This is a genomic window from Streptomyces sp. R35 (genome assembly GCF_041053035.1).
GTDB classification, from domain to species: domain Bacteria; phylum Actinomycetota; class Actinomycetes; order Streptomycetales; family Streptomycetaceae; genus Streptomyces; species Streptomyces lutosisoli.
The window spans coordinates 10,049,396-10,071,117 of record NZ_CP163440.1 but is presented as its reverse complement, the minus strand read 5'-3'; the positions used below and the strand labels follow the sequence as shown (position 1 = coordinate 10,071,117).

Below are 21,722 nucleotides of genomic sequence, written 5' to 3'. Positions count from 1 at the left end.
GCCCCGTGGCCCGGATGCGTCCTCCGCCCGATGCCTGCGTGGATGTCCGCTCAAGAGTAGGGCGACGGCTCCGGAACCGGGTCGGGGCCCGGCGGCTTCGGAATCGGAGACGGAGGCGGGACAGGCTCCGGAGAGGGACCCGGGCCCGGGTTCGGGTCCGGGAACGGCGGCTCCGGGAAGGGCTGCGGGCGGTCGGGGCCCGGGCCCGGGGTGGGGCTCGGCTTCACCGGGTCGGGGATCGGATGCGTCATGGTGTCCTCCAGCCAGTCGTACGTCGGCCCTGGACTTGTCCCACGCTACCCGGCCCCCGCGCACCGGCTCACCCCCTCGCGCGAGGGATGCGGGCCAGGTGGGCCTACTGGGCGTGCGCCACCCTGCCCGGCCGACCGTCCCGCGCAGCTTCCGCCCCGGCTGCGAGCCCCAGGCGGGGGCTGGACAGAACCGGGGTCGAGGTCACGGTCAGCCGCTGGGCCGGAGTCATGGACGCCTGGGCGAGGATGATCGCGTCGGCGTCGGTGACCGCGTCGGCGGCGGCCGCCACGACGTGGGCGGAGCCGTCGATGTCGCCCGCTTCGAAGAGCGCCCATGCGCCCTCGACCAGCACCGTACGGATGCCGACCGGGCGGCCGGCGCTCCGGGCCTCCTCCTCGACGAGGGCGACGGTCGGCTCCAGGGTGCTCTCCACCGTCGCGAGGACGACGACGCGCGGGCCCAGGGCCACCGCGGCGGCGGCCATCGGGCGGTCCACGCGGAGCACGGGCACCGCCCCGGCACCGGCCCGCTCCGCCACATCGCCGATCGTCGAGCAGGTGCACAGCACGGCCCCGGCTCCCTCCGCGACGGCCTGGTCGAGCAGCGCCCGTACCTCGTCGGCCACCGCTTCGGGACCCTCGCGCCGGGCCCGGGCCAGCAGTTCCTCGACCACCACGTGCCGCAGTTCCAGCCCCTGGTGCTCCTCGTCGCGCAGTGCGTCGAAGACGGGAACGTGCAGCGGCGAGGTGTGCAGCAGGGTGAGCGGTTCGAACCGGGACATCACCGGCAGGCTCTCCGCCATCAGAAACGCCCCGGGTGCGCCTTGAGCCACTCCACCGCCGCTTCCAGCAGCCGCGGGTCGGCCGCCGGCGCCTCCTCGGGGTGGCGTGCCGCCCACTTCACGACGTACGGACACAGCGGCGCGACCACGATGCCCTCGCGCGCGGCGATGGCGTACAGCTCACGGGCGAGGGAGCCCGCGATGCCCTGGCCCTCGTGCTCGGGTTCCACGATGGTGTGCACGGGGACGAGGGCGCGGGCGGGCGCTTCGAGGACGAAGTACGCGATGTGGCCGACGACTTCCTCCCCGGCGAACGCCTCCAGGCGACCGCCCGCCCGGTCGTCGCGGATCTCTGGGTCGCTCATGGACAACTCCTCGGGTCGTCAGGTCCGCCGCGTCCTCGGCCGCCGTCGGCCGGGGTTCAGACGGTGACCGCCTGCGGGCTGCGCTCCTGGTCCGAGCCCGGTACCGGCTCGGACGGATCGGCGCCGAGGGCCACGATCCGGTTGTCGTGGTCCACGTGCACGACCCGCGGCCGCAGCGCCCGCGCCTCGGCATCGGAGACCTGAGCGTAACTGATGATGATCACCAGATCTCCGGGATGGACGAGATGGGCCGCCGCCCCGTTGATGCCGATGACTCCGGAGCCGCGCTCGCCCTCGATGACGTACGTCTCCAGGCGGGCGCCGTTGCTGATGTCGACGATGTGGACGAGTTCGCCCGGCAGCAGATCGGCGGCGTCGAGCAGGTCGGCGTCGATGGTGACGGACCCGACGTAGTGCAGGTCGGCCTGGGTGACCGTGGCGCGGTGGATCTTGGACTTGAACATGGTGCGAAGCATGAAAGAGCTCCCGGTTTGTCTGCTCCCTGCCCGCTGAATGCGGGTCAAGGGCGGTCTCCGGAGGCTACAACGATTCGCCTGTCCGGTCAGCTGTCGCCAGGTGTTCCAGGACTCACACTGACCCGTTGCTGACCTTTCTGACGCCGCTCCAGTCACGTGCGCACGCGCGTCATGGGTTCTCGGCGCATTTTCCGTTTCCAAGCGATGTCGAGTGCCTGGAGGAACACTTCGTCCGGCTGGGCACCGGACACGGCGTACTGCCCGTCGAAGCCACGCGTACGGCGGTCCGGGGACTGGGTGGGCAAGTACATGGTGCCACCTCTGCTTGCACTCTGAGCGACCCGAATAGCCCGAGGTCACCGAGCGTTCCTTTCGAGAGCCAGCCGTCGGATGGCCGACTCGTACACGACGACAGTCCGGCGCAGGGAGGTCCTTGAAGAGCCTCTGCGACAGCCGTGCCGCCCTCGGAGGTGAGAGGACGGCACGGCGTGCCGATGGGCGCTCTTTGTCTTGAGCGCGTCAGTGGATCGCGACGGATGCCTGACCTGCTTCGGCCTGCGTTCCCCCGCCAAGCCGGCAGCAACCCGCGAGCCCGCGCCGTGCTTCCCCGCGTTGATGAGCGCCGTGGCGAGCACGACCGCGAGGACCAGGAGAGCGGCTGCAATGAACGGGAGGTCGGCGAAGGACTGCGCCGCTCCGGAGTGGACCGCGCCGAGGTGTTCATCGAGACGAAGATCCGGGTCACGGACTACGGCTACGACGAGACGCTGCACGCGTTCGAGAAGAGCACCGGCAAGCTCGGCACGGACGTCCCGACCGAGGACGTCGCCGGCACGGTCAAGGAGCTGATCGCAGAGAGGAAGCCGGGCTCGCGGCGCAGCCCGGATGGCGGCGCACGCCCGGACTGCGCCGCGAGGAACTGGCCACCCTCGCCGGCATCAGCATCGACTGCTACACGCGCCTGGATGGCTCCTGGGGTCGCCTCCCGAAATGTGATCGCTCAGGGCCGGGCTCGGGCGATGAGCAGCGCCACGTCGTCCTCACCACCGGGCGAGCGCAGAATCTCCAGGATGCGGTCGCAGGTGCCTTCCAGATCGTGGCCACGTGTCGCTGTGAGGGTGTCGAGGAGGGTGTCCAGGCGAGCGTCGATGGGTTCGCTTCGGGTTTCGACCAAGCCGTCGGTGTAGAGGACCAGTTCGTCGCCGGGGCGGAAGGTGATCGTGGCGGCCTCGAAGGGCACCCCGCCGACGCCCAGCGGCGCGCCGGTGGGAAGGTCGAGAAGCTGCGCTGCGTGGCCGAGCCGCATCAGGACCGGGGGCAGGTGGCCGGCGAGGCAGATCTCGCACGTGCCATGGTGCGGATCGTAGACGCAGTAGATGCAGGTGGTGATGGTCTGCTCGACACCTTCGCTCAGGTGATCCAGGTGATGAAGGGCCTCGGCGGGGGCGAGGGCGAGCTCGGCGAAGGCTCGGGCAGCACTGCGGAGTTGCCCCATGGTGGCGGCGGCTCTGATGCCGCTGCCCATGACGTCCCCGACGACCAGGGCGGTTCTGTCGCCCTGGAGAGGTATGGCGTCGTACCAGTCGCCACCGATCTCGCTCGTGGCGTCGGCCGGCTCGTAGCGGCACGCAACCTCCAAGCCGGGCAGGTGCGATGGGCGCTCCGGAAGCAGACTGCGTTGGAGGGTGAGGGCCGCTTGGCGCTGCGCCTGGTATCCGCGGGCGTTGTCGATACAGACCGCGGCTCGGGCGGCCAGCTCCCAGGCGAGGAGCGCGTCGTCGTCATCGAAGGGTGCAGGGTTCCGGGTGCGCTTGAGGTCGAGAGCGCCGAGGACTTCGCCCCGTGCCAGGAGCGGTACGGCCAGGTAGGAGTGAACGCCGGCCGCCGCGAGAAGGGAGGCGGCCTCGCCGTGTCGGGCGATGCGCTCCAGATCCTGAGGGGTGGTGTGGGGAACCAGTACCGGTTGGCGAGTGCGCACGCACTGGGTGATCAGGCGGTCGCTGTCGTAGGAGGCGAGTCCCCCTGGTGGGTCGGCCGCGCGGACCGCCTCGGTGGACTGGGCCGCGCTGACCGCGAGTGCGCGGAAGAGGGCGGGTCCCGCGTACGGCGCGGTCCGGCCGTCAAGGGCGCTGTCGAGTACGTCCACGGCTGCCACATCGGCCAGGTCCGGTACGACGACGTCGGCAAGCTCGCGCGCTGTCGTCTCCAGATCGAGGGTGGTACCCACGGAGGCGGAAGCCCTGGCGATCAGCGTCAGCCGTTGCCGGGCCTGTGCCGCCTCGGCAGCGGCACGATGACGCTCGGTGACGTCGATGACGGAGTAGGCCAGGCCCAGCACCCGCCCACCGGAATCCTCCAGCCGGTAGTACGAGACGGACCAGGCATGCTCGTGGTCCGGATCGGCGGGGGGACAACAGACGATGTCCCGGTCCACGACCGACTCGCCCGTCTCCAGGACACGGCGCAGACGTGCCTCGGGGTCCGTGTCCAGGAAGGTCAGGACCTCGCCGACCGGCCGGCCGAGACGCTCGGCGGCGGACTGACCCGTGATGCGTTCGAGAGCGGGATTCACGGCCACGTACCGCAGCTCCGGGTCCAGAATGGCCAGCCCAACCGGGGACTGGGACACCAGACGCATGGCCAGGGCGGCATCTCGCTCGATCCGCTCCACAGCGGCCTGGTCCGCAACAAGGCCCAGGGCGTAGACGTCACCGAGGTCGTCCAGCAGCCGCATGTTGCGGAACTCCACCAGGCGGGTGCTGCCGTCCTTGTGCCGGATCGGGAACGCCCCTGCCCAGTCGGTGCCGGATTCCATGACCTCGGCGAACAGCTTGATCACCGCGTCCCGGTGTTCCTCGTGGACCGTCAGCCGAGCCGCGTGCTGACCCAGCGCCTCCGCCGCGGTATAGCCGAACAGTTCCTCGGCCTTCGGGCTCCAGAAGACCACCTCGCCCTGCGCATTCAGCACCACCGCAGCGACGCTGAGCAGATCGAGCAGGCCACTGGGCGGCGCTACAGGACCTGCCACCGACCGGCCGCGGCCTGCTCGGGAGGAGTCCGTCGTACCCATGCCTCATTTTCCCTCCCGCTCGGCGCCCCGGCTCTTGCCGTACCGGCGGGTGTTCTGCCTTCATCCATGGTCGGCACAGACCCAGGCAGCACGCACCTGGACCGACTGCTGACACACCGGCCGGCGATGCCGGCGGCAGTACCCGGACCTGCACGGGGGCTACGCCAGCAGTCGCCTTCTGTGGGGTTCGGCGGTGTCGTCGATGTCGCGGTCCCGGGCCTCGATCAGCCCGTCGGTGTACAGCACGAGCCGGCACCGCGGCCGCCGCGCCGACCCGGTGTGCCGGCCGGGCGCGCACGTCGGTGCAGCTCACGCCGTAGGGAAACCGCCTTCAACGGTCGGCCGACCGCCGGTCCTGGTACCGAATGACGTCGCCCTTCGGGCTCGAACCGGACCTCAGAGGCTGCGCGTGACCGCAGCCCTCCGGCAGGGCCCATGCGCTCGTCGCCGTCCCTGAGCGGACCAGTCCGTCCCGGTCGCTTCGTGGTCGGCCACCCAGAAACGATACAAAGGGTATATGGGTGGAGTTTCGGATCAATCCGGGCGGGATGTGCCTGATGTGTCCGTGCGGACTCATCGGCCCGGTCGGCCCCGTCAGGCGGAGAAGGCGAGGCGGTCGGGCTCGCTGCTGAGCGTGCACAGCCTCGCGGGCCAGGTGTTCCTGCTCCAGCTGGCCGTTGTGATGCTGCTCGTCGCCGCCGCCCTGGTGGCGCTCGTGGTGCAGGCTCAACGCGACGTGATGGCGGACGCCCGCCGCCGGACGCTCGCCACGGCGCAGACGTTCGCGCACTCCCCGGGGATCGTGGCGGCACTGAACAGCGCGAACCCGACCGCCGTGCTGCAGCCACACGCCGAGGCGGCCCGGAAGGCCGCAGGCGTCGACGCCATCATCGTGTACGGGCTGAACGGGATCACCCTCACCCACAGCGACCCGCATCAGGTCGGGAAGCACATCATCGGGCCTTACGCGAAGGCGGCGACGGGCAAGCCCTTCACGAGTACCTTCCAGGGGTCCCTGGGGCTCTCCGTGATCTCGGCAGTTCCCGTCAGGGGTCCCGACGGCTCGGTCGTCGCCATCGTCTCCGTGCCCGTCACGGTCGAGAGGGTGCAGCACAGGCTGAACATGCAGCTGCCGGTCCTCCTCGGCGGTGCCGCAACGGCCCTGGCAGTCGCCGCGGGCGGGTCGGGCCTGGTGAGCCGGCGGCTGCGGAGGCAGACCCATGGGCTGGGGCCGACCGAGATGACCCAGGTGTACGAGCACCACGACGCGGTGCTGCATGCGGTGCGGGAAGGAGTGTTGATCGTCGACGGTGACGGCCGGCTGCTGCTGGCCAACGACGAGGCACGCACGCTCCTGGACCTGCCGGCGGACGCGGAGCGGCGAGACATCACCGATCTGGGGCTGGATGAGGACCTCGCCGGGCTGCTGGCCTCCGATCGCCCCGCCACCGACGAGGTGTACCTGGCGGCCGACCGGCTGCTCGCGGTCAGCAAGCGGCTCACCGCACCTCACGGACCGGCCGGCAGCGTGGTGACGCTCCGGGACACCACCGAGCTGCAGGCCCTCTCCGGCCGGGCGGAGGTGGCGCGCGGACGGTTGAACTTGCTCTACGACGCCGGGCTGCGGATCGGCACCACGCTCGATGTGAAACGCACAGCCGAGGAACTGGCCGAGGTGGCGGTGCCCCGGTTCGCCGACATCGTCACCGTCGAGTTGCTGGACCCGGTCCTGCGCGGTGAGGAGTCCTCCGGTGCGACCACCGGGATCACCGAGTTGCGCCGCAGCGCCGTGGCCGGTCTCGACGCGGACCATCGCCTCCATCCCGTCCGCGAGCTCATCCGGTTCGTCCCGGGCCACCCCGTCTCCACGGCGATGGCCGAGGGCCGACCGGTCCTGGTCGGGGACCTGAGCGCCTCCGACGGCTGGCTGGCCCAGCAGCCCGAACGTGCCCAGTGGATCCTCGATCGCGGCATCCGCTCCACGCTCGTGGTGCCCCTCCGCGCCCGTGGCGTGGTGCTGGGCGTGGTGGACTTCTGGCGCGCGCAGGACTCCCCGTCGTTCGAGGACGAGGACGTGTCGTTCGCCGAGGAGCTGGCCGCCCGGGCAGCGGTGTGCATCGACAACGCCCGCCGCTACACCCGCGAACACGCCATGGCCGTCACCCTGCAGCACAGCCTGCTGCCCCGCGCGCTGCCCGAGCAGTCCGCCCTCGATGTGGCCTACCGCTATCTGCCGGCCCAGGCCGGAGTGGGCGGGGACTGGTTCGATGTCATCCCGCTGTCCGGTACCCGGGTGGCGCTGGTCGTGGGTGATGTCGTCGGCCACGGTCTGCACGCCGCGGCGACGATGGGCCGGCTGCGCACCGCCGTGCACAACTTCGCCGGCTTGGACATGCCCGTGGAGGAGCTGCTGGGCCGGCTGGACGAGTTGGTGGCGCAGATCGACGCCGAGGAGGTCGCCGCCGCCCAGGACGAGCAGGGGATGATCACCGGGGCCACCTGCCAGTACGCCGTCTACGACCCCACCTCCGGGCGACTGGCCATCGCCACCGCCGGCCATCCGGGACCGGCGGTGGTCCGGCCCGACGGAACCGTCGACTTCCCTGAGCTGCCCGTCTCCCCGCCACTGGGACTCGGAGCAGGCCTGCCTGTCGAGACCGCCGAGCTCACCGTGCCCGAGGGTTCCCGGCTGGTGCTCTACACCGACGGACTGATCGAGGACCGCACCCGAGACCTGGACGCCGGTCTGGAGGCCCTGCGCGATGCTCTGGCAGGGCCGGGTCGCACGCCGGAGGCCACCTGTGCGGCGGTGATGGAGGCCATGCTGTCCGACCGGCCCAGGGATGACATCGCGCTGCTGGTGGCCCGCACGCGCCGGCTCGGGCCAGAGCAGGTCGCCGAGTGGGACGTGCCCCGTGACCCGGCGGCGGTGGCCCCGGTGCGCAGCGCCTGCGCCCGCCGGCTGACCGAGTGGGGGCTGGAGCAGGTCGCATTCACCGCCGAACTCATCCTCAGCGAGCTGATCACCAACGCCGTCCGCTACGGAGCCGAACCCATCACCGTGCGGGTGCTGCGCACGGAGCCGATCGGCAGCCCCGATGCGGGCACCCTGATCTTTGAGGTCGCGGACGGCAGCAGCACCTCGCCGCGGCTGCGCCGGGCGAAGCTCACCGACGAGGGCGGCCGCGGACTCTTCCTGGTCGCCCGCTTCGCCGAACGCTGGGGGACCCGCTACACACCCACCGGCAAGGTCATCTGGGCCGAACAGTACCTGCACCACGGCGCCACGCCGGAGGGCGAAGATCTCGGCGAGATCTTGCTCGGCCAATGGGACGACACCGCGCTGTGAGGTGCGCCGGTACATCCCTTCCCTCCGCCGTCGCGCACGCCGCGTGCCGGCATGGGCGCGGCCGGCCCCGAGACGTACGGCGAAGCCGAGTGCCGGGGCAAAGACGGTGATCGCGGGCTTCCCGGACGACATTCCGCCATCCAGGCTGCCGGGTACTCTGGCCTTGATGACCACTTCGCCGGCGCCGTGGAGCCGAGGAAGCGGGAGGCACAGCGGAAGGCCCGCCACTCCGGGCCCAGTGGCACTGCCGACAGCCGGTCGAGGTGACCACCGTGCCCCCCACGTCTGGGAGCAGCCGTGACTACACCGTGTGCCCGAGCAGCGGCGGTCTTCGGCTGCTTCGCTCTTGTGGCACTGGGCCTGAGCGCTTGCGAGAACACACCGACCGCTGGCCTCGCACAGCCGTCGGTGGCCACGTCCGCCGAGAGCATGGGCGGCATGCGCGCACTGATCGCCGCAGCGAAACGGGAGGGCACGCTCAGAGCGATCGCGCTGCCGCATGACTGGGCCAACTACGGCGGCCTGATCAACGGCTTCGAGAAGAAGTACGGGATCAAGGTCACGGTCGAGGATCCGCTGGGCCACAGCGAGGACGAGATCGACGCCCTGAGGAAGAGGGGGAACCGGCCGACCGCGCCCGACGTGATCGACGTGGGCGATACGTTCGCGCGGAAAGCAGCGGCGCAGAATCTTCTCGCGCCGTACAAGGTAGCCGCCTACGATTCGATCCCCGGCAATCAGAAGGATTCGAAGGCCCGCTGGTCCAACAACTACGGGGGCTACATCTCCATCGGCTGCGACGCCAACCGGGTCAAACCCTGTCCGGAGACTTTCGCCGATCTACTGAAGCCCGGTTACAAAGGCAAGGTCGCACTCGAAGGCGACCCGCCCCGGTCGGCCACCGCCTTCGCCAGTGTCTACGCGGCCGCGCTGGCGAACAACGGGTCTTTCGACAACGTCCAGCCGGGTCTCGACTTCTTCGCCGAGCTCAGGAATCGCGGCAACTTCAACCCTCTCAATTCCAACTCGGCGACGGTCGCGAGCGGCCGGACCCCCATCAGCATCAACTGGGACTACGTCAACCTCCATTACACCGACCAACTCCGCGACAAGGGCGTGAACTGGCAGGTCTCGATCCCCTTCGACAGCAGCTTCGCCCAGTATTTCGCGCTGGCGATCAACAAGAACACCCCGCACCCGGCGGCTGCACGCCTGTGGCAGGAGTACCTCTTCAGCCCAGAGGGCCAGAACCTCCGGCTGCGCGCCTATGCCCGCCCGGTGCTCATGGACGCCATGAGACAGGATGGCACCCTCGACAAGGCCGCCGCTGCACGACTGCCGACGGTTGAGGGAACGCCGCAGTTCCCGAAGGACGCACAACTGGAGAAGGCGAAGGAGACGGTCACCCAGGGCTGGGCGAAGGCCGTCTCCGGCTAGCTGGGACGATCCCGGCGCCCAGCAGTTGTGCGGCGAAGGGGCACCGACACGGAGCGGGCCCGTCATCGCTACCCGCACCGAGCAGGGCAGGGTGACGGACCCACGCACCGGTCTGCGCAGCGGTCGGAAGGTCGACAGGCGGGGACGCGGCCGCGGCGCATGCTGACTTTTACTGACCCGGGGCGAGCCTAAAGGGCTCTGACCTGCACAAACGTCCAGATGCTAGATCTTGGACCTGAACATGGCGCGAAGCATCGAGAAGCTCCCGATTTGTCCGCGCCCTGCCCGTTGATTGCAGGTCAAGGGCGGTCTCCGGAGGCTACAACGATTCGCATGTTCGGTCAGCTGTCGCCTGCTGTTCCAGGACTCACACCGGCCCGTTGCCGACTTTCCTGACCGGGACCGCCACAAGCCCTTCATTCCTGCCGCAACGACAGCCTGTGGGCGAGGTCTGACTCGCCATGGCCCGCATCGCTGCATTCGGCGACCGCGACGACGACCTCGATCCGCAGGCCGACGGGAAGCCTGAGGCAGTTACTTCCCCAAGAAGGTGAGGAGGGCGGTGTTGACCTCCTCCGCGTGGGTCCACAGCAAGCCGTGCGGGGCGCCTTCGACCTCCACATAGTCGGCGGACGGGAGCCCCTTGTGGAACGGTCGCGCGGTTCCCTCGGCGGGCAGGATCCGGTCGGCCGTGCCGTGCAGGATCAGGGCGGGCACGTCGATGGCCGGGATATCGGCGCGGAAGTCGGTGTACCAGGTCGACGGCGCGGCGGCAGCCGCGAAGAAGCCACCGCCCGCCGCGACGTTCCAGCTGTTGCGAACCGCCTCCTCGCTGATCCTGGTGCCCAGGTTCTCGTCGAGGTTGTAGAAGTCGTTGAAGAAGTTGGTGTAGTACGCGTAGCGGTCCGCCTTGACGGCCGCGACCACGCCGTCGAAGAACTCCTTCGGTGCGACCCCGTTCGGGTTGTCGTCGCTCTTGAGCAGGAAGGGTTCCAGCGAGGCCAGGAAGGCGACCTTGGAGACCCGGGCGGTTCCGTAGGTGGACACGTAGCGGGCGACCTCACCGGTGCCCATCGAGAAGCCGACCAGGACGGCGTCGCTCAGGTCGAGAGTCTCCATCACGGTGTTCAGATCGGCCGCGAAGGTGTCGTAGTCGTAGCCGGTCGTGGCCTGGCTGGACTGCCCGAAACCGCGACGGTCGTAGGTGATCACCCGGTAGCCCGCGTCGAGCAGTACGGCGCTCTGCCGCTCCCAGGAGTGGCCGTCGAGCGGAAAGCCATGGATGAGGACGACCGGCTGCCCGGCTCCGTGATCCTCGTAGTAGAGGTCGATGGTGGTGGAGTTCTCCTGGCCCACGGTGATGTACGGCAAGTGCTCGTTCCTTCGTCCGAATGACTGGTGCACGCGCAGGACCGCGCTCCGTCTCGCTGAGGGAGGGCGCTGTACGGACGGCATCGACCCATCGGCGGCCGACGTCCGGGCATGCGCGGCACGGAATGTCATCACGCTACGGAGAACCTCCCGTCGGCTGTTGTCCCCGAGCGCACCGCCTATTGCCTGGAAGTGCCAGGAGGGGGACGCGTCCCGGCGCGCCGCTGCGCAAGCCTCGGAGGCGTCCCTCTCCCCGCCCCCTCGTAGGCGCGGACGGACCACAGGTGGTGCACCGACAGACAAGATGTCTCCACCGGCCCTCCCTAATGTGCTGTTCACGCCTGCGGTCACCGCGCGGCTCGGACACCGCGTGCGCCGGTCCGGCTCGGCGAAGCGCCTCGGCTCAGGCAGCCGTTGGTGTCTCCGGCGCCGCTCACCCCGACGAAGCAGCGAACCCGACCCTGACCGCCCGGCCGCGCATCAGCTGATCAACACGACATCAACAGGGAGTTGTGCCATGTCCCGTTCCGACAGCCCGACCGTCGTCCTGGTCCACGGCGCCTTCGCCGACGCGTCCAGCTTCGCCCGCATCATCCCCGAACTGACCGCCCGTGGCCTGGAGGTAGTGGCCCCGGCGGTGCCCAACCGCAGCCTGCTCGGCGACGCTGCCTACATCGCCTCGATCGTCCGTCAGATTCACGGCCCGGTCGTCCTGGTCGGACACTCCTACGGCGGTGCCGTCATCACCGTCGCCGGCGTGGAGGACAACGTCAGAGCGCTGGTCTACCTGGCCGGCTACGCCCTGGAGGAGGGCGAGAGTCTGGGCGAGTTGCAGGGCGCCTTCCCCGACTCCGACCTGGCCACCGCGCTCGTCTACACGCCCTTCCCGATCGAGGGCTCCCCGACTCCCGGCACCGACGTGTCGGTTCAGATCGACAAGTTCCCGTCCATCTTCGCCGCCGACGTCGACCCTCGCCTCGCCTCCGTACTGGCCGTGTCCCAGCGTCCGCTGGCCGCACAGGCCTTCAGTGAGAAGGCTCCGGCCGCGGCGTGGAAGACCAAGCCGTCCTGGGGTCTGGTCGCCGCAGCCGACCACACCATCAACCCCGATGTGGAGCGCTTCGGCTACAAGCGGGCCGGCATGACCACCGTCGAGGTCGAGTCCTCGCACCTGGTGATGCTTGCCCACCCCGAGCGCGTCATCAAGCTGATCGAGGAGGCCGTCCGGGCCACCGCTCACTGACCCCGGCCTGCCCCTCGGCCCCTTGCCATCGTGCCGCGACCGCAGGCCGGCAGCCGTTCCTCCGCGACGCGGACACTCATGGCCCCAGCCGTTCGCGTGGCAGCTTCGGAGGGCGGCGCTCTCCGCTGCCGGACCGGGCGATCATCTGCGGACGCGGCCGATTCGGGCTGTCGCGGAACCCGGGGGCGCCCTGCCCACGCGTCGCCCCGTCCCCGTCCGTCCGGGGACGCATCCGCTTCACCGCCCCGTAGGAAGTCATTGATGAACTCACCGATCTCCCGCCGCGCCGTCGCCGCCTCCCTCCTGGCGAGCGCCGCCGTCCCGGCGACCCCCGTCCAGGAGCAGGCCACCGCGGCCGCGTGGAAGAAGATCCCCAGCTGGTACCTCGTGGCCGCCGAGGACCGCGACATCCCACCGGCCGCCGAGAAGTGGATGGCCGAACGGGCCGGCGCCCGCACCATCACGGTCCGCGCACCCCACGCGGTCGCCGTGCGCGACCCCGGCCCCGTTACCGATCTGATCTTGAGCGTTGCCCGCTGAGCGGACCGAGGTGGCGATCACCCACGTGGGGATCCGGGTATCAGGGGGATCGCGCGGACGGGGTGCTTGCTCAGGATGGAGACGCGGTTGAACGCGTTGATGGTGATCGCCACCCAGATCACCGCGGAGATCTCGTCGTCGTTGAGGACCTCGCGAGCTATTTCGTAGGCGCTCTCCTGCGCGACGGCGTTCGCGGGTCCGGTGGTTGCCTCCGCCAGGGCGAGTGCCGCGCGTTCCCGTTCCGTGAACAATTCGGTGTCGCGCCAGGCGGCCAGCACGCCCAGACGCTGGGTGGTCTCGCCGGCGCGCAACGCGGCCCTGGTGTGCACGTTGAGGCAGTAGGCGCAGCCGTTGATCTGTGACACACGGATGTTGATCAGCTCTACCAAGCCGCGGTCCAGCCCCGCCTCGGCGGCGACCGCACGAACCGCATCGGCCGTCTCGACCAGTGCGTGATAGGCCTTGGGACTCTGCTTGTCGATGAAGACCCGTCGACTCGCGGAGTCTGCTGTGGTGTCACTCAACGTGGACTCCTTCAGGGCCGCTCCCGGCCCTCGCTCGCTCTGCCGTGCATGTGATGGGGCACGGACTTACTATCAGGCATGATTGTTGAATATGAAATCATCCTCGGATGGGAGAGGGCGTTCGATGAGCGACGTCGAAGTGGATCCCGCCGCACTGCGTTACGGTGCCGCCGACCACGGTGAGGCCGCCCCGCAAGTCGACATACTGTCCGCGCGGGACGTCCCGTTGGGCGGCCCAAGAGCCATGACGGTGCGGCGCACGCTGCCACAGCGAGCCCGGACGCTGATCGGGGCCTGGTGTTTCGTCGACCACTACGGCCCGGACGACGTCGCCGACACGGGTGGCATGGATGTCGCTCCCCATCCGCACACCGGTCTGCAGACCGTGAGCTGGCTGTTCAGCGGGGAGATCGAGCACCGCGACAGCCTGGGCAGCCACGCGTTCGTACGGCCCGGTGAGCTGAACCTCATGACGGGCGGGTATGGCATCAGCCACTCGGAAGTCTCCACCACCGGCACCACGATCCTGCACGGAGTCCAGCTGTGGGTGGCCCTGCCCGAAGAACACCGATACACGGCCCGTGACTTCCGGCACTTCGTGCCGAGCCCGGTCCGGGTGGGCGGGGCACACATCAGAGTGTTTCTGGGATCCCTCGCCGGTGAGACCTCCCCGGTGCGGACCTTCACGCCCCTGCTCGGCGCCGAACTCGTCCTCGATCCGCGCTCGAAGACCACACTCCCGGTGAACGCCGCCTTCGAGTACGGCCTGCTCGTCGACCAAGGGGACGTCCGCATGGCCGGAACACTCCTGCGCCCGGCGGAACTGGGCTACCTCGGCACGGACAACGACACGCTGACGCTGATGAACGAGACGGACACCCCCGCCCGGGCGGTGCTGCTCGGCGGCACGCCGTTCGAGGAACGGATCGTCATGTGGTGGAACTTCATCGGCCGTAGCCACAAAGACATCGTCGAAGCCAGGGAAGCCTGGGAGAACGCATCCGACCGCTTCGGCAGCGTCGATGGCTACGACGGCGACCGCCTTCCCGCACCCGCCCTTCCGCATGCCACCATCTCGCCTCGCAACAACCCAACGCGCCACTGAAAGGCTCACGATGACACAGCCCGCCGCCACTCCCACTGTCCAGCGAGTCGACGCCAAGCACCGGTACGAAATCCTGGTCGACGACAAAACCGCAGGCCTCACCGCGTACCGCGACCACGATGACCAGCGCGTTTTCTACCACACCGAAATCGACGACGCCTTCGCCGGACAGGGGCTGGCCGCGATACTCGTACAGCAGGCCCTGACCGACGTACGCGCCTCCGGGAAGCGCATCGTGCCGGTCTGCCCCTACGTGGCGAAGTTCCTCAAGAAGCACGACGAGTTCGCCGACATCACCGACCCCGTGACCCCCGAAGTCCTGCAGTGGCTGGAGACCGTACTGGCGAAGTGATCGCCTGCGCCGGCACCTGATCGAGGCGGGACCGGAGCAATGCGCCCCGCGGCGTGGTCACCGCCGCGGGCTCGGTTGAGGTCAAGGCCCCGCGCGTGAACGACAAACGCGTCGATGAGGCCACCGGCCGGCGAGCGACGGCGGTTCTCCTCGAAGATGGTGCCGGCGTGGTGCCGCAAATCGCCGAGGGTTTCCGAGGTACTGCCGCTGCTCTACCTGTACGGGCTGTCCAGCAGCGACTTCGTCCCGGCGTTGGAACACTTCCTCGGCAGCGCGGCCGAGCTGTCCCACGCGACGGTGACCCGGCTGACGAAACAGTGACAGGACGACCACGCCGCCTTCCGCGACCGGGACCTGTCCGACCGCGACTTTGTCTACGTGTGGGCGGACAGGGTGCATCCCAAGGTGCGGCTTGGCCAGGCACACTCGTGCGTGCTGGTCCTGCGCGGCGTCAGCTCGGACGGCACCAAAGAGTTGATCGCGCCGGCCGAGGGGCTGCGAGAGTCCACCGAGTCGTGGGCCGACCTGCTGCGCGACTGCCGCCGACGCGGCATGCGCGACCCCGAACTGGTCGTCGGCGACGGCGCGATGGCATTGTGGAAGGCCTTGGCCGAGGTGGTCCCCGCCGCGAGGCATCAGAGGTTCTGCGATCGAGCCGACCTTCTCCACGGTCAAGCTGCGAACCAAGGTCACCCGTGGCGCCGACAGCCCGGCCGCAGCCATCGCCATGGTCTTCAAGCCCGTCGAGTCCGCCCAGGCCCGCTGGAGGGCGATCACCGGAGCCCACCTGGTGCCGCTGGTCCGGACAGGCGCCAGGTCCGGGAACGGTGTCCTGGTCGGGCGACAGAACCAGGCCGCATGAACCGCCACGACGCTCCGCGCGAGGAGCCTGGCAGCGTCGTGGTCAAGAAAGTCTGACCGGCAGGGCAGTCGAACCCCCTTCCGTACCCGTCTATACGGGGGAACGAGGGAGGGCACGATGAACGCCGACGAGGAACGCCAGTTCCGCGAGTTCGTGGCGGCGCGGTCGAGATCGCTGCTGCACACGGCCTACCTGCTGACCGGGGACTGGGAGCAGGGCCGCGACCTGCTCCAGACCGCGCTTGCCTCCACCGCTCGGCGTTGGTCGCAGCTGCGCGACCGGCAGCAGCCGGAGATCTATGTGCGCCGGGCGATCTACCACGCCCACGTGGACCGCTTCCGACTGCTCAGCTGGGGACGGGAGACGGTCACCGACACCCTGCCGGACCAGCCGTCCGCGCAGGTCGCCGATTGGGCCGACACCGTGGTCCAGCGACAGGACATCATGGCCGCGCTGCGGCGGCTGCCCAAGCGCCAGCGCGCGGTCATCGTTCTGCGCTACTTCGAGGACCGGCCGGACACCGAGATCGCCGCGATCCTGGGCGTCGCCCAGGGGACGGTCCGCAGCCAGACCCACAAGGCCCTCGCCTCCCTCCGCACCACCTTGGCCGAGGCAGGGCCGTCGGCCGCCTCCTCCTCCACTGCCTCCGGAAGGGGCGTCATCGTATGAACGACTCGACCGAACACCCGCTGCACGAAACGCTGCTGCACGATGCCTTGCACGCCCATGTCCGGGAGAGCGGCGGTCATGCCGCCGGTCCCTATCTGGTCGGCCTGGCCGACGGCGCACTGCAGGTCGCCCGGCGGCGGCAGCGGCTGGCCCGCGCCGGGGTCGGCATCGCCGCCGCCGCCGTGGTCGCCACCGCCTGGGTGGCCGTCGCGGACGGCGCGACCCAGCACGCGCACGTAGTTCAGCCCGCCGCACAGGGCACGGGGAACACCGAGAAGGCGGCCCTGATCTCCATCCTGCCGGTCACCTCGTCCACGGAGCACGCCTGCACCCATGGCAGCGGCGGCTACACCGTGCACGCGAGCGCGGCCCACCCGGCGTTCTGCATCCGCGCCGACCGGGCCAGGGGCATGACCGACGTCCGTGTCACCTCCGCGAAGGCTGAGAAAAGCACCATCGACGGCACCTGGCAGGTCGAGGTGACCCTCAGCTCCGCCGACCGGACCCGTTTCGCCGCCCTCACCGGCTCCATCGCCGCGGCCCCGTCCCCGCGCAACGGATTCGCCATCGTCATCGACGGCAAGCTCTGGGGCAACCCCTACGTGACCTCCTCGATCACCGGCGGCCGTCTCGAAATCGTCGGGGCCTTCGTCGGGGACCTCACCAGCGCCACCGCCCACGACCTCGCCCTCCGGCTGGATGCCGGCAGATGACCCGCATACCCTGTGACCTGCACTGACAGCCGGTGCACGTCACACATCCCCGGACTCCCCCATGTCGCAGGGCAAACCCGACTTCTGGGAGACCGACTCCACCCGCGGCGAGTAGTGGCGCCGGGCGAGCTTCCCGGCGCCTCACGCCAACTCCTGCTATAGCGTTGACGAACCGGTGACCAAGGTGCACGAGTCCGTCCTGCACGCGATCGACGAGGCGTTCATCCACCACCGCCTGCCTTTCACACGATCTACATCCTCGGCGCCACGCACGATTCGCAGGCCAGCCCGCTGATCGAGCCGTTCCTCCACCACCCCGACTCGGACGTGCGCGAGGAAGCAGGAGTCGCAGCAGCCGAGATCACCGGATGCACCCCGGGAGCCCGCAACCACAACTCTTGACGATTGCTCGCGGACGGCCCGGTGGCAGCCCTGGTCGGGCACGGTCGGTTCGCGATACACCCAGGTCTGGGAAGTCTGCGCCTACGTGGACCGGCACCTCGGGGATCCGGAGCTCGGACCGGATATCATCGCGGCTGGTCACAACATGTCCGTCCGGTCCCTCCACAAGCTCTTCGAAGGGGAAGGAATCGCCGTCAACCGTCTGATTCGGCACCGTCGGTTGCAGGAGTGTGCCAGGGATCTCGCCCGGGGCGACAGCGGTGAAAGGACGACCTCCAGCATGGCTCGGCGTTGGGGCTTCACCAAGGCGGCCCACTTCAGCCGACTCTTCCGCGACGCGTACGGCATGGCTCCAAGCCAGTGGCCCAAGGTGCACGCCGACCCTTGTGAGGCTGAGACCTTCCGGCAGCGGCAGGCGATGCCAAGGAGCGGAGTCGCCAGTCGGCATGGGCCGAGCCCGGCTTCGGCCTGCGAGTGCGGACAGTAAGGGGCGTTGGTGGCGGGGGTAGTCGGATCGCTGTCCCGTAGCGGTCTGCGCGGCCGGGAGGCCGAGCTCGAAGAGCTTCAGGCACTGATCGCCTCGGTGGCCCACACCGGAAGCGGCGGGTTGGCGCTGATCCAGGGGGAACCGGGCATCGGCAAGACCACGCTGCTCGCCGAGGCCGTCGCCAGAGCCAGGGCGGCGGGATTCTCCGTCGGCCTCGGCAGGGCCGATGAGCTGCATCACATCGTGCCGCTCTCGTCGTTGGCGGCCTGCGTCCTGCACGGCGATCAGCCGCTGCTGTCCGGCGATGCCTTTGCCGATCTCGCGCGCAGTCACGATCAGCGGATCTGGCTGGTGGAGCGCCTGGCGGAGGCGATCGAAGCCAGAGCAGGCAGCGCGCCTGTGCTGATCGCCCTGGACGACGTGCAGTGGGCCGATCCGCTGAGCCGGTTTGCCCTCAAGCAGCTTCCGACACGCCTGCAGACCTCGCCCGTTCTGTGGATGCTGACCGGGCGGCGGGAGCCCGCCGGCCCAGCGGATGAGGTCGTCGCAGCCGCGACCGGCAGCCTCCCGACGGTCACTGTGCCATTGGGGCCACTGTCCGGCGCGGCCATCGGCCAACTGGCCGGCGACACACTGGGCACAGCGGTTGACGAGCAGGTACGGGACTTGCTCGACGGGGCCGGCGGGAACCCGTTTCTGGCGGTCGAGATGCTCGCGGGACTGCGGACCGCCGGGGCCTCGGACGAGCTGGTGCCCCCAGGGCTCGTAGTGGGTGTGCGCGGCAGACTCAGGTCCCTGCAGCCCGGCACACTGCGCTTCCTGCAGATGGGAGCGGTGCTGGGACGCAGGTTCGGCTTCCACGATGCTGCCGCGCTCTGCGGCCGAACAACCGCCACGTTGATCACGGCACTTGAGGAAGCCGTGCGCGCCGGACTCCTGGATGACGACGGCGATCATCTGGCCTTCCGGCATGATCTGCTGCGCCAGGCGGTCTACGCCGACATCCCGCCGTCAGCCCGGAAGGCGCTGCACCGAGAGGCTGCCCATCACCTTGTCTCCGCGGGCCACCAGCCGATCGACGCGGTGCCGCACATCCTCAGGGGAGCCCTGCCCGGAGACGAGGAGGCCGTGGCGCTGCTGCGGCGAGCCGCCGACGACGTACTGCCGGTCACGCCGGGCCTCGCGGCCGACTTGATGACGCGCGCGCTGGAACTGGTGCCACCAGCACGGCGGTTGAGGTTCGCAGTGGGTGAGCAGATGATCCTCTGCATGACACGGGCCGGCAGGAACCGAGAGGCGCTGTCGGCCGGCGACCGGCTGCTGGCCGGCCGGCCACCGCTGGAGGCATTCAGTCGGCTGCAGGCTGCCCTCGGCGGGACGCTGTGGAACATGGATCTCGCCGGCGAATTGCGCCGCCGGGCCGAAACCGCCCTCGCCTTGGGGGGCGCCGCCCCGGAGATCGGGGCGAGACTGGCTGCCCTGCGCGCACTGGCCTTGTCCCGGGACCATGATCTCGTCGCGGCGCGTGAGGCCGGCGAGACCGCGCTGCGTGCCGCCACCGCGACCGGTGACCGGGAGGCGCACGTCCTGGCCCTGTCCGGGCTCGGTGAGATCGCGCAGAACGCGGGGGAGAACGCCGTCGCGCTGGAGCGCTTTGCAGCGCTCAGCGCCGTCGAATCCGCCTTCCTTCCCGAAGAGATCGTCGCGCACCTGCACGTGGACGACTTCGCGTCCAGCGAACGACTGCTCCTGCAAGCAGCGGACAATGCCGGGGCGATGCGTCAGGCAATGATGCTGTGGGCGCAGGGCCAGCACGATCTGGGGCTCGGCCGACTCGACGACGCCGAAGTCGACTTCGTGACAATGGAGCGCCTGGAAGACGACGTACAGGTACCCGTGCAGCAGGTGAACGCGCGCGTGATCCGCTCCCGGATCGCCCTGCTGCGCGGCGATCGGGAAGCGGCGCGGCAGCACCTGGCCGCGGCGCAAGAACGACTGGCGGTGAAACCGAACCCGGGCAACACGGCGGCGGTGCGCTTCCTGGAAGCGGTCCACGCCGAGGCCGACGGGCACACCAGGCTTGCCGTCGACAAGATTCGACAGGTGCAGCAGGAAGGATTCTTCATGCGCTGGCGGCTGCTGCGCGACTGGGTCGATTCCGCGATACGTATGGCCCTGCGAGGCGCGGAGCACGAGCTCGCCGAGGATCTGGCCGCACAGGCCCAAGCCCACGCCGCACGCAACCCTGCCGTGCCCACCGCCGCGGGCATCGCGGCGCAAGCCCTCGGGCTCGTGAAAAACGATCTCGCCATGCTCGAACGCTCCGTAAGGCTGCTCAAGGCAAGCCCTCGCCCGCTGGTCCGGGCCGCCGCCTCCGCCGATCTCGGACAAGCACTCCTGGCAGCAGGCCGGAACCCTCAGGCCGTGGCCGCGCTGACTCACGCCCGTGGCATGTTCGCCGAGTCAGGCGCCCACGCCGCAGTGTCACGCGTACAGCGCGATCTGGACGGTGCCGGGGCCGGCGGCGGCAGGGCAGCGACCACGCAGCGCCCCGTGCAGGGATGGGAGGCCCTCACGGCCTCGGAGAAGAAGATCGCGCGCCTTGTCGCCGACGGCCACACCAACCGGTCGGCCGCCGATCTGCTCGTCGTCTCCCCGCACACGGTCAACACTCACCTGACCTCCGTCTTCCGCAAACTGTCGGTCAACTCCCGGGTTCAGCTCGCGAACCTGGTCATGACCTTGCCCGACAGCTGAGCGGACCAGTTGGTACGTTCGCGCGATGCCCTGCCACACCTGAATGCGCTTGGCTGGGGCACCCCCACACCCCGTCGGAGGTCACCGGCATGCACAGGCCCACCCCCGTACCGCCGACCATCGTGCTTGTACATGGTGCGTTCACCGATGCCTCATCGTGGGCGAGGGTCATCAGCCTCCTTCACGCCGCCGGACTGACCGTTCGCGCTCCGGCGAACCCGCTGCGCGGCCTGGCGCAGGACGCCGCCGGCATCAGGAGCGTGGTGCGCGACATCGACGCCCCCGTCGTGCTGGTCGGCCACGGCTACGGTGGCGCGGTCATCACACAGGCCGCTTCCGACGCCGACAACGTCGTGGCCTTGTGCTACGTCGCGGCGTTCGGCCTCGACGCGGGCGAGTGCGTCCTGGACATCACGAACCGCTTCGCCCCCGTGCCGGTGGCCGACGCCACCTTCACCGCCGCCCTCCCCGCCCAGATTCCCGGCAGCCCGGAAAGCGAGCTCTACATTCGTAAGGAACGGTTCCCGCAGGTGTACGCCGCCGACCTGTCGCCCAGCGTCAACGATGTGCTGTCCGTGGCGCAACGGCCGATCGCCTGCAGCGCGCTGACCAGTAGATCGGGCCCGCCGGCTTGGGCCTCCAAGCCGTCCTGGTACGCCATCGCGACCGCGGACCGGGCACTCAACCCCACCGCTCAGCGCTTCATGGCACAACGCATGGCGGCCACCGAATACGTGCTGGACGGTTCGCACGCCGTGGCGCTGTCGCAGCCCGCCGCCGTCGTGGCGATGATCCGGGAAGCCGCCGAACAGGGCAATGGTCGCGGCGACGGGCTTCGGCAAGCCTTCTGAGCAGGTGAAGGAGGTGGTCACACGTCTTCGTGTACACGGGGCCGACCGCCGCGTCCTGAGGAAGCTGATCTTCCGAAGGCTGCACGCCATCGGCCACCCAGGACCCTATAACATGC

The 21,722-nt window shown here is 69.7% G+C and carries 19 protein-coding genes and 2 pseudogenes; 13 read left to right on the top strand and 8 right to left on the bottom strand.

Features of this window, described 5'->3' with window-relative positions; all coding sequences use genetic code 11:
- Positions 1 to 50: 50 nt before the first annotated feature.
- The 5 genes from AB5J50_RS45255 to AB5J50_RS45235 form a co-directional block, all read right to left on the bottom strand.
- The gene (locus AB5J50_RS45255) at positions 51 to 251 is read right to left on the bottom strand and encodes a hypothetical protein (RefSeq protein WP_369264380.1); all 201 of its coding nucleotides are present in this window, start codon (positions 249 to 251) and stop codon (positions 51 to 53) included.
- Between the two features lie 104 nt (positions 252 to 355).
- Entirely contained in the window at positions 356 to 1,033 is a 678-nt protein-coding gene (locus AB5J50_RS45250; protein ID WP_369264379.1) for an aspartate/glutamate racemase family protein, read from the bottom strand.
- A gap of 20 nt (positions 1,034 to 1,053) precedes the next feature.
- Positions 1,054 to 1,398 carry a GNAT family N-acetyltransferase gene (locus tag AB5J50_RS45245; protein ID WP_369264378.1) on the bottom strand — a complete coding sequence of 115 codons (345 nt, stop codon included), beginning with the start codon at positions 1,396 to 1,398 and terminating at the stop codon, positions 1,054 to 1,056.
- Positions 1,399 to 1,454: 56 nt separating this feature from the next.
- Positions 1,455 to 1,874 (bottom strand): aspartate 1-decarboxylase, encoded by a 420-nt coding sequence (panD, locus tag AB5J50_RS45240; RefSeq protein ID WP_327433801.1) that lies wholly within the window; start codon positions 1,872 to 1,874, stop codon positions 1,455 to 1,457.
- 152 nt (positions 1,875 to 2,026) lie between these two features.
- Positions 2,027 to 2,185: a hypothetical protein gene (locus tag AB5J50_RS45235; RefSeq protein ID WP_369264377.1), complete on the bottom strand. Its 159-nt coding sequence runs from the start codon at positions 2,183 to 2,185 to the stop codon at positions 2,027 to 2,029.
- Positions 2,186 to 2,757: 572 nt separating this feature from the next.
- On the opposite strand from AB5J50_RS45235, the pseudogene AB5J50_RS45230 reads away from it, so the two are divergent.
- Positions 2,758 to 2,841 (top strand): annotated as a pseudogene (locus tag AB5J50_RS45230) (transcriptional regulator); the annotation flags it as partial.
- Between the two features lie 33 nt (positions 2,842 to 2,874).
- On the opposite strand, the gene AB5J50_RS45225 reads toward AB5J50_RS45230, so the two are convergent.
- The gene (locus tag AB5J50_RS45225) at positions 2,875 to 4,944 is read right to left on the bottom strand and encodes a SpoIIE family protein phosphatase (RefSeq protein ID WP_369264376.1); all 2,070 of its coding nucleotides are present in this window, start codon (positions 4,942 to 4,944) and stop codon (positions 2,875 to 2,877) included.
- Positions 4,945 to 5,626: 682 nt separating this feature from the next.
- Here AB5J50_RS45225 and AB5J50_RS45220 point away from each other — a divergent pair.
- Entirely contained in the window at positions 5,627 to 8,293 is a 2,667-nt protein-coding gene (locus tag AB5J50_RS45220; RefSeq protein WP_369265689.1) for a SpoIIE family protein phosphatase, read from the top strand.
- Between the two features lie 354 nt (positions 8,294 to 8,647).
- Positions 8,648 to 9,730: an ABC transporter substrate-binding protein gene (locus AB5J50_RS45215; RefSeq protein ID WP_369265688.1), complete on the top strand. Its 1,083-nt coding sequence runs from the start codon at positions 8,648 to 8,650 to the stop codon at positions 9,728 to 9,730.
- Positions 9,731 to 10,264: 534 nt separating this feature from the next.
- Here AB5J50_RS45215 and AB5J50_RS45210 read toward each other — a convergent pair.
- On the bottom strand, positions 10,265 to 11,101 hold the full coding sequence (locus AB5J50_RS45210) for an alpha/beta fold hydrolase (protein WP_369264375.1): 837 nt from the start codon (positions 11,099 to 11,101) through the stop codon (positions 10,265 to 10,267).
- 517 nt (positions 11,102 to 11,618) lie between these two features.
- Here AB5J50_RS45210 and AB5J50_RS45205 point away from each other — a divergent pair.
- Positions 11,619 to 12,344, top strand: coding sequence for an alpha/beta fold hydrolase (locus AB5J50_RS45205; RefSeq protein WP_369264374.1), 726 nt, complete (start codon positions 11,619 to 11,621; stop codon positions 12,342 to 12,344).
- Positions 12,345 to 12,422: 78 nt separating this feature from the next.
- The gene (locus AB5J50_RS45200; RefSeq protein ID WP_369264373.1) at positions 12,423 to 12,884 is read left to right on the top strand and encodes an alpha/beta fold hydrolase; all 462 of its coding nucleotides are present in this window, start codon (positions 12,423 to 12,425) and stop codon (positions 12,882 to 12,884) included.
- A gap of 17 nt (positions 12,885 to 12,901) precedes the next feature.
- On the opposite strand, the gene AB5J50_RS45195 is transcribed toward AB5J50_RS45200, so the two are convergent.
- Positions 12,902 to 13,408, bottom strand: a complete 507-nt coding sequence (locus AB5J50_RS45195; RefSeq protein WP_369264372.1) for a carboxymuconolactone decarboxylase family protein — start codon at positions 13,406 to 13,408, stop codon at positions 12,902 to 12,904.
- A 124-nt stretch (positions 13,409 to 13,532) separates the two neighbouring features.
- On the opposite strand from AB5J50_RS45195, the gene AB5J50_RS45190 reads away from it, so the two are divergent.
- The 8 genes and pseudogenes from AB5J50_RS45190 to AB5J50_RS45155 all read left to right on the top strand — a co-directional run bounded on the left by AB5J50_RS45190 (position 13,533) and on the right by AB5J50_RS45155 (position 21,606).
- Positions 13,533 to 14,513, top strand: a complete 981-nt coding sequence (locus AB5J50_RS45190) for a pirin family protein (protein ID WP_369264371.1) — start codon at positions 13,533 to 13,535, stop codon at positions 14,511 to 14,513.
- Between the two features lie 10 nt (positions 14,514 to 14,523).
- On the top strand, positions 14,524 to 14,865 hold the full coding sequence (locus AB5J50_RS45185) for a GNAT family N-acetyltransferase (protein ID WP_327433792.1): 342 nt from the start codon (positions 14,524 to 14,526) through the stop codon (positions 14,863 to 14,865).
- A 47-nt stretch (positions 14,866 to 14,912) separates the two neighbouring features.
- Positions 14,913 to 15,727 (top strand): annotated as a pseudogene (locus tag AB5J50_RS45180) (transposase); the annotation flags it as partial.
- A gap of 117 nt (positions 15,728 to 15,844) precedes the next feature.
- Entirely contained in the window at positions 15,845 to 16,396 is a 552-nt protein-coding gene (locus tag AB5J50_RS45175; protein ID WP_327433791.1) for a SigE family RNA polymerase sigma factor, read from the top strand.
- Complete coding sequence (locus tag AB5J50_RS45170; protein WP_369264370.1) at positions 16,393 to 17,109, top strand: hypothetical protein; 717 nt, start codon at positions 16,393 to 16,395, stop codon at positions 17,107 to 17,109. Before AB5J50_RS45175 ends, AB5J50_RS45170 begins: the two co-directional genes overlap by 4 nt.
- 487 nt (positions 17,110 to 17,596) lie before the next feature.
- The gene (locus tag AB5J50_RS45165; RefSeq protein WP_369264369.1) at positions 17,597 to 17,998 is read left to right on the top strand and encodes a helix-turn-helix domain-containing protein; all 402 of its coding nucleotides are present in this window, start codon (positions 17,597 to 17,599) and stop codon (positions 17,996 to 17,998) included.
- 9 nt (positions 17,999 to 18,007) lie between these two features.
- The gene (locus AB5J50_RS45160; protein WP_369264368.1) at positions 18,008 to 20,755 is read left to right on the top strand and encodes a helix-turn-helix transcriptional regulator; all 2,748 of its coding nucleotides are present in this window, start codon (positions 18,008 to 18,010) and stop codon (positions 20,753 to 20,755) included.
- Positions 20,756 to 20,844: 89 nt separating this feature from the next.
- The gene (locus AB5J50_RS45155) at positions 20,845 to 21,606 is read left to right on the top strand and encodes an alpha/beta fold hydrolase (RefSeq protein WP_369264367.1); all 762 of its coding nucleotides are present in this window, start codon (positions 20,845 to 20,847) and stop codon (positions 21,604 to 21,606) included.
- Positions 21,607 to 21,722: the final 116 nt, after the last annotated feature.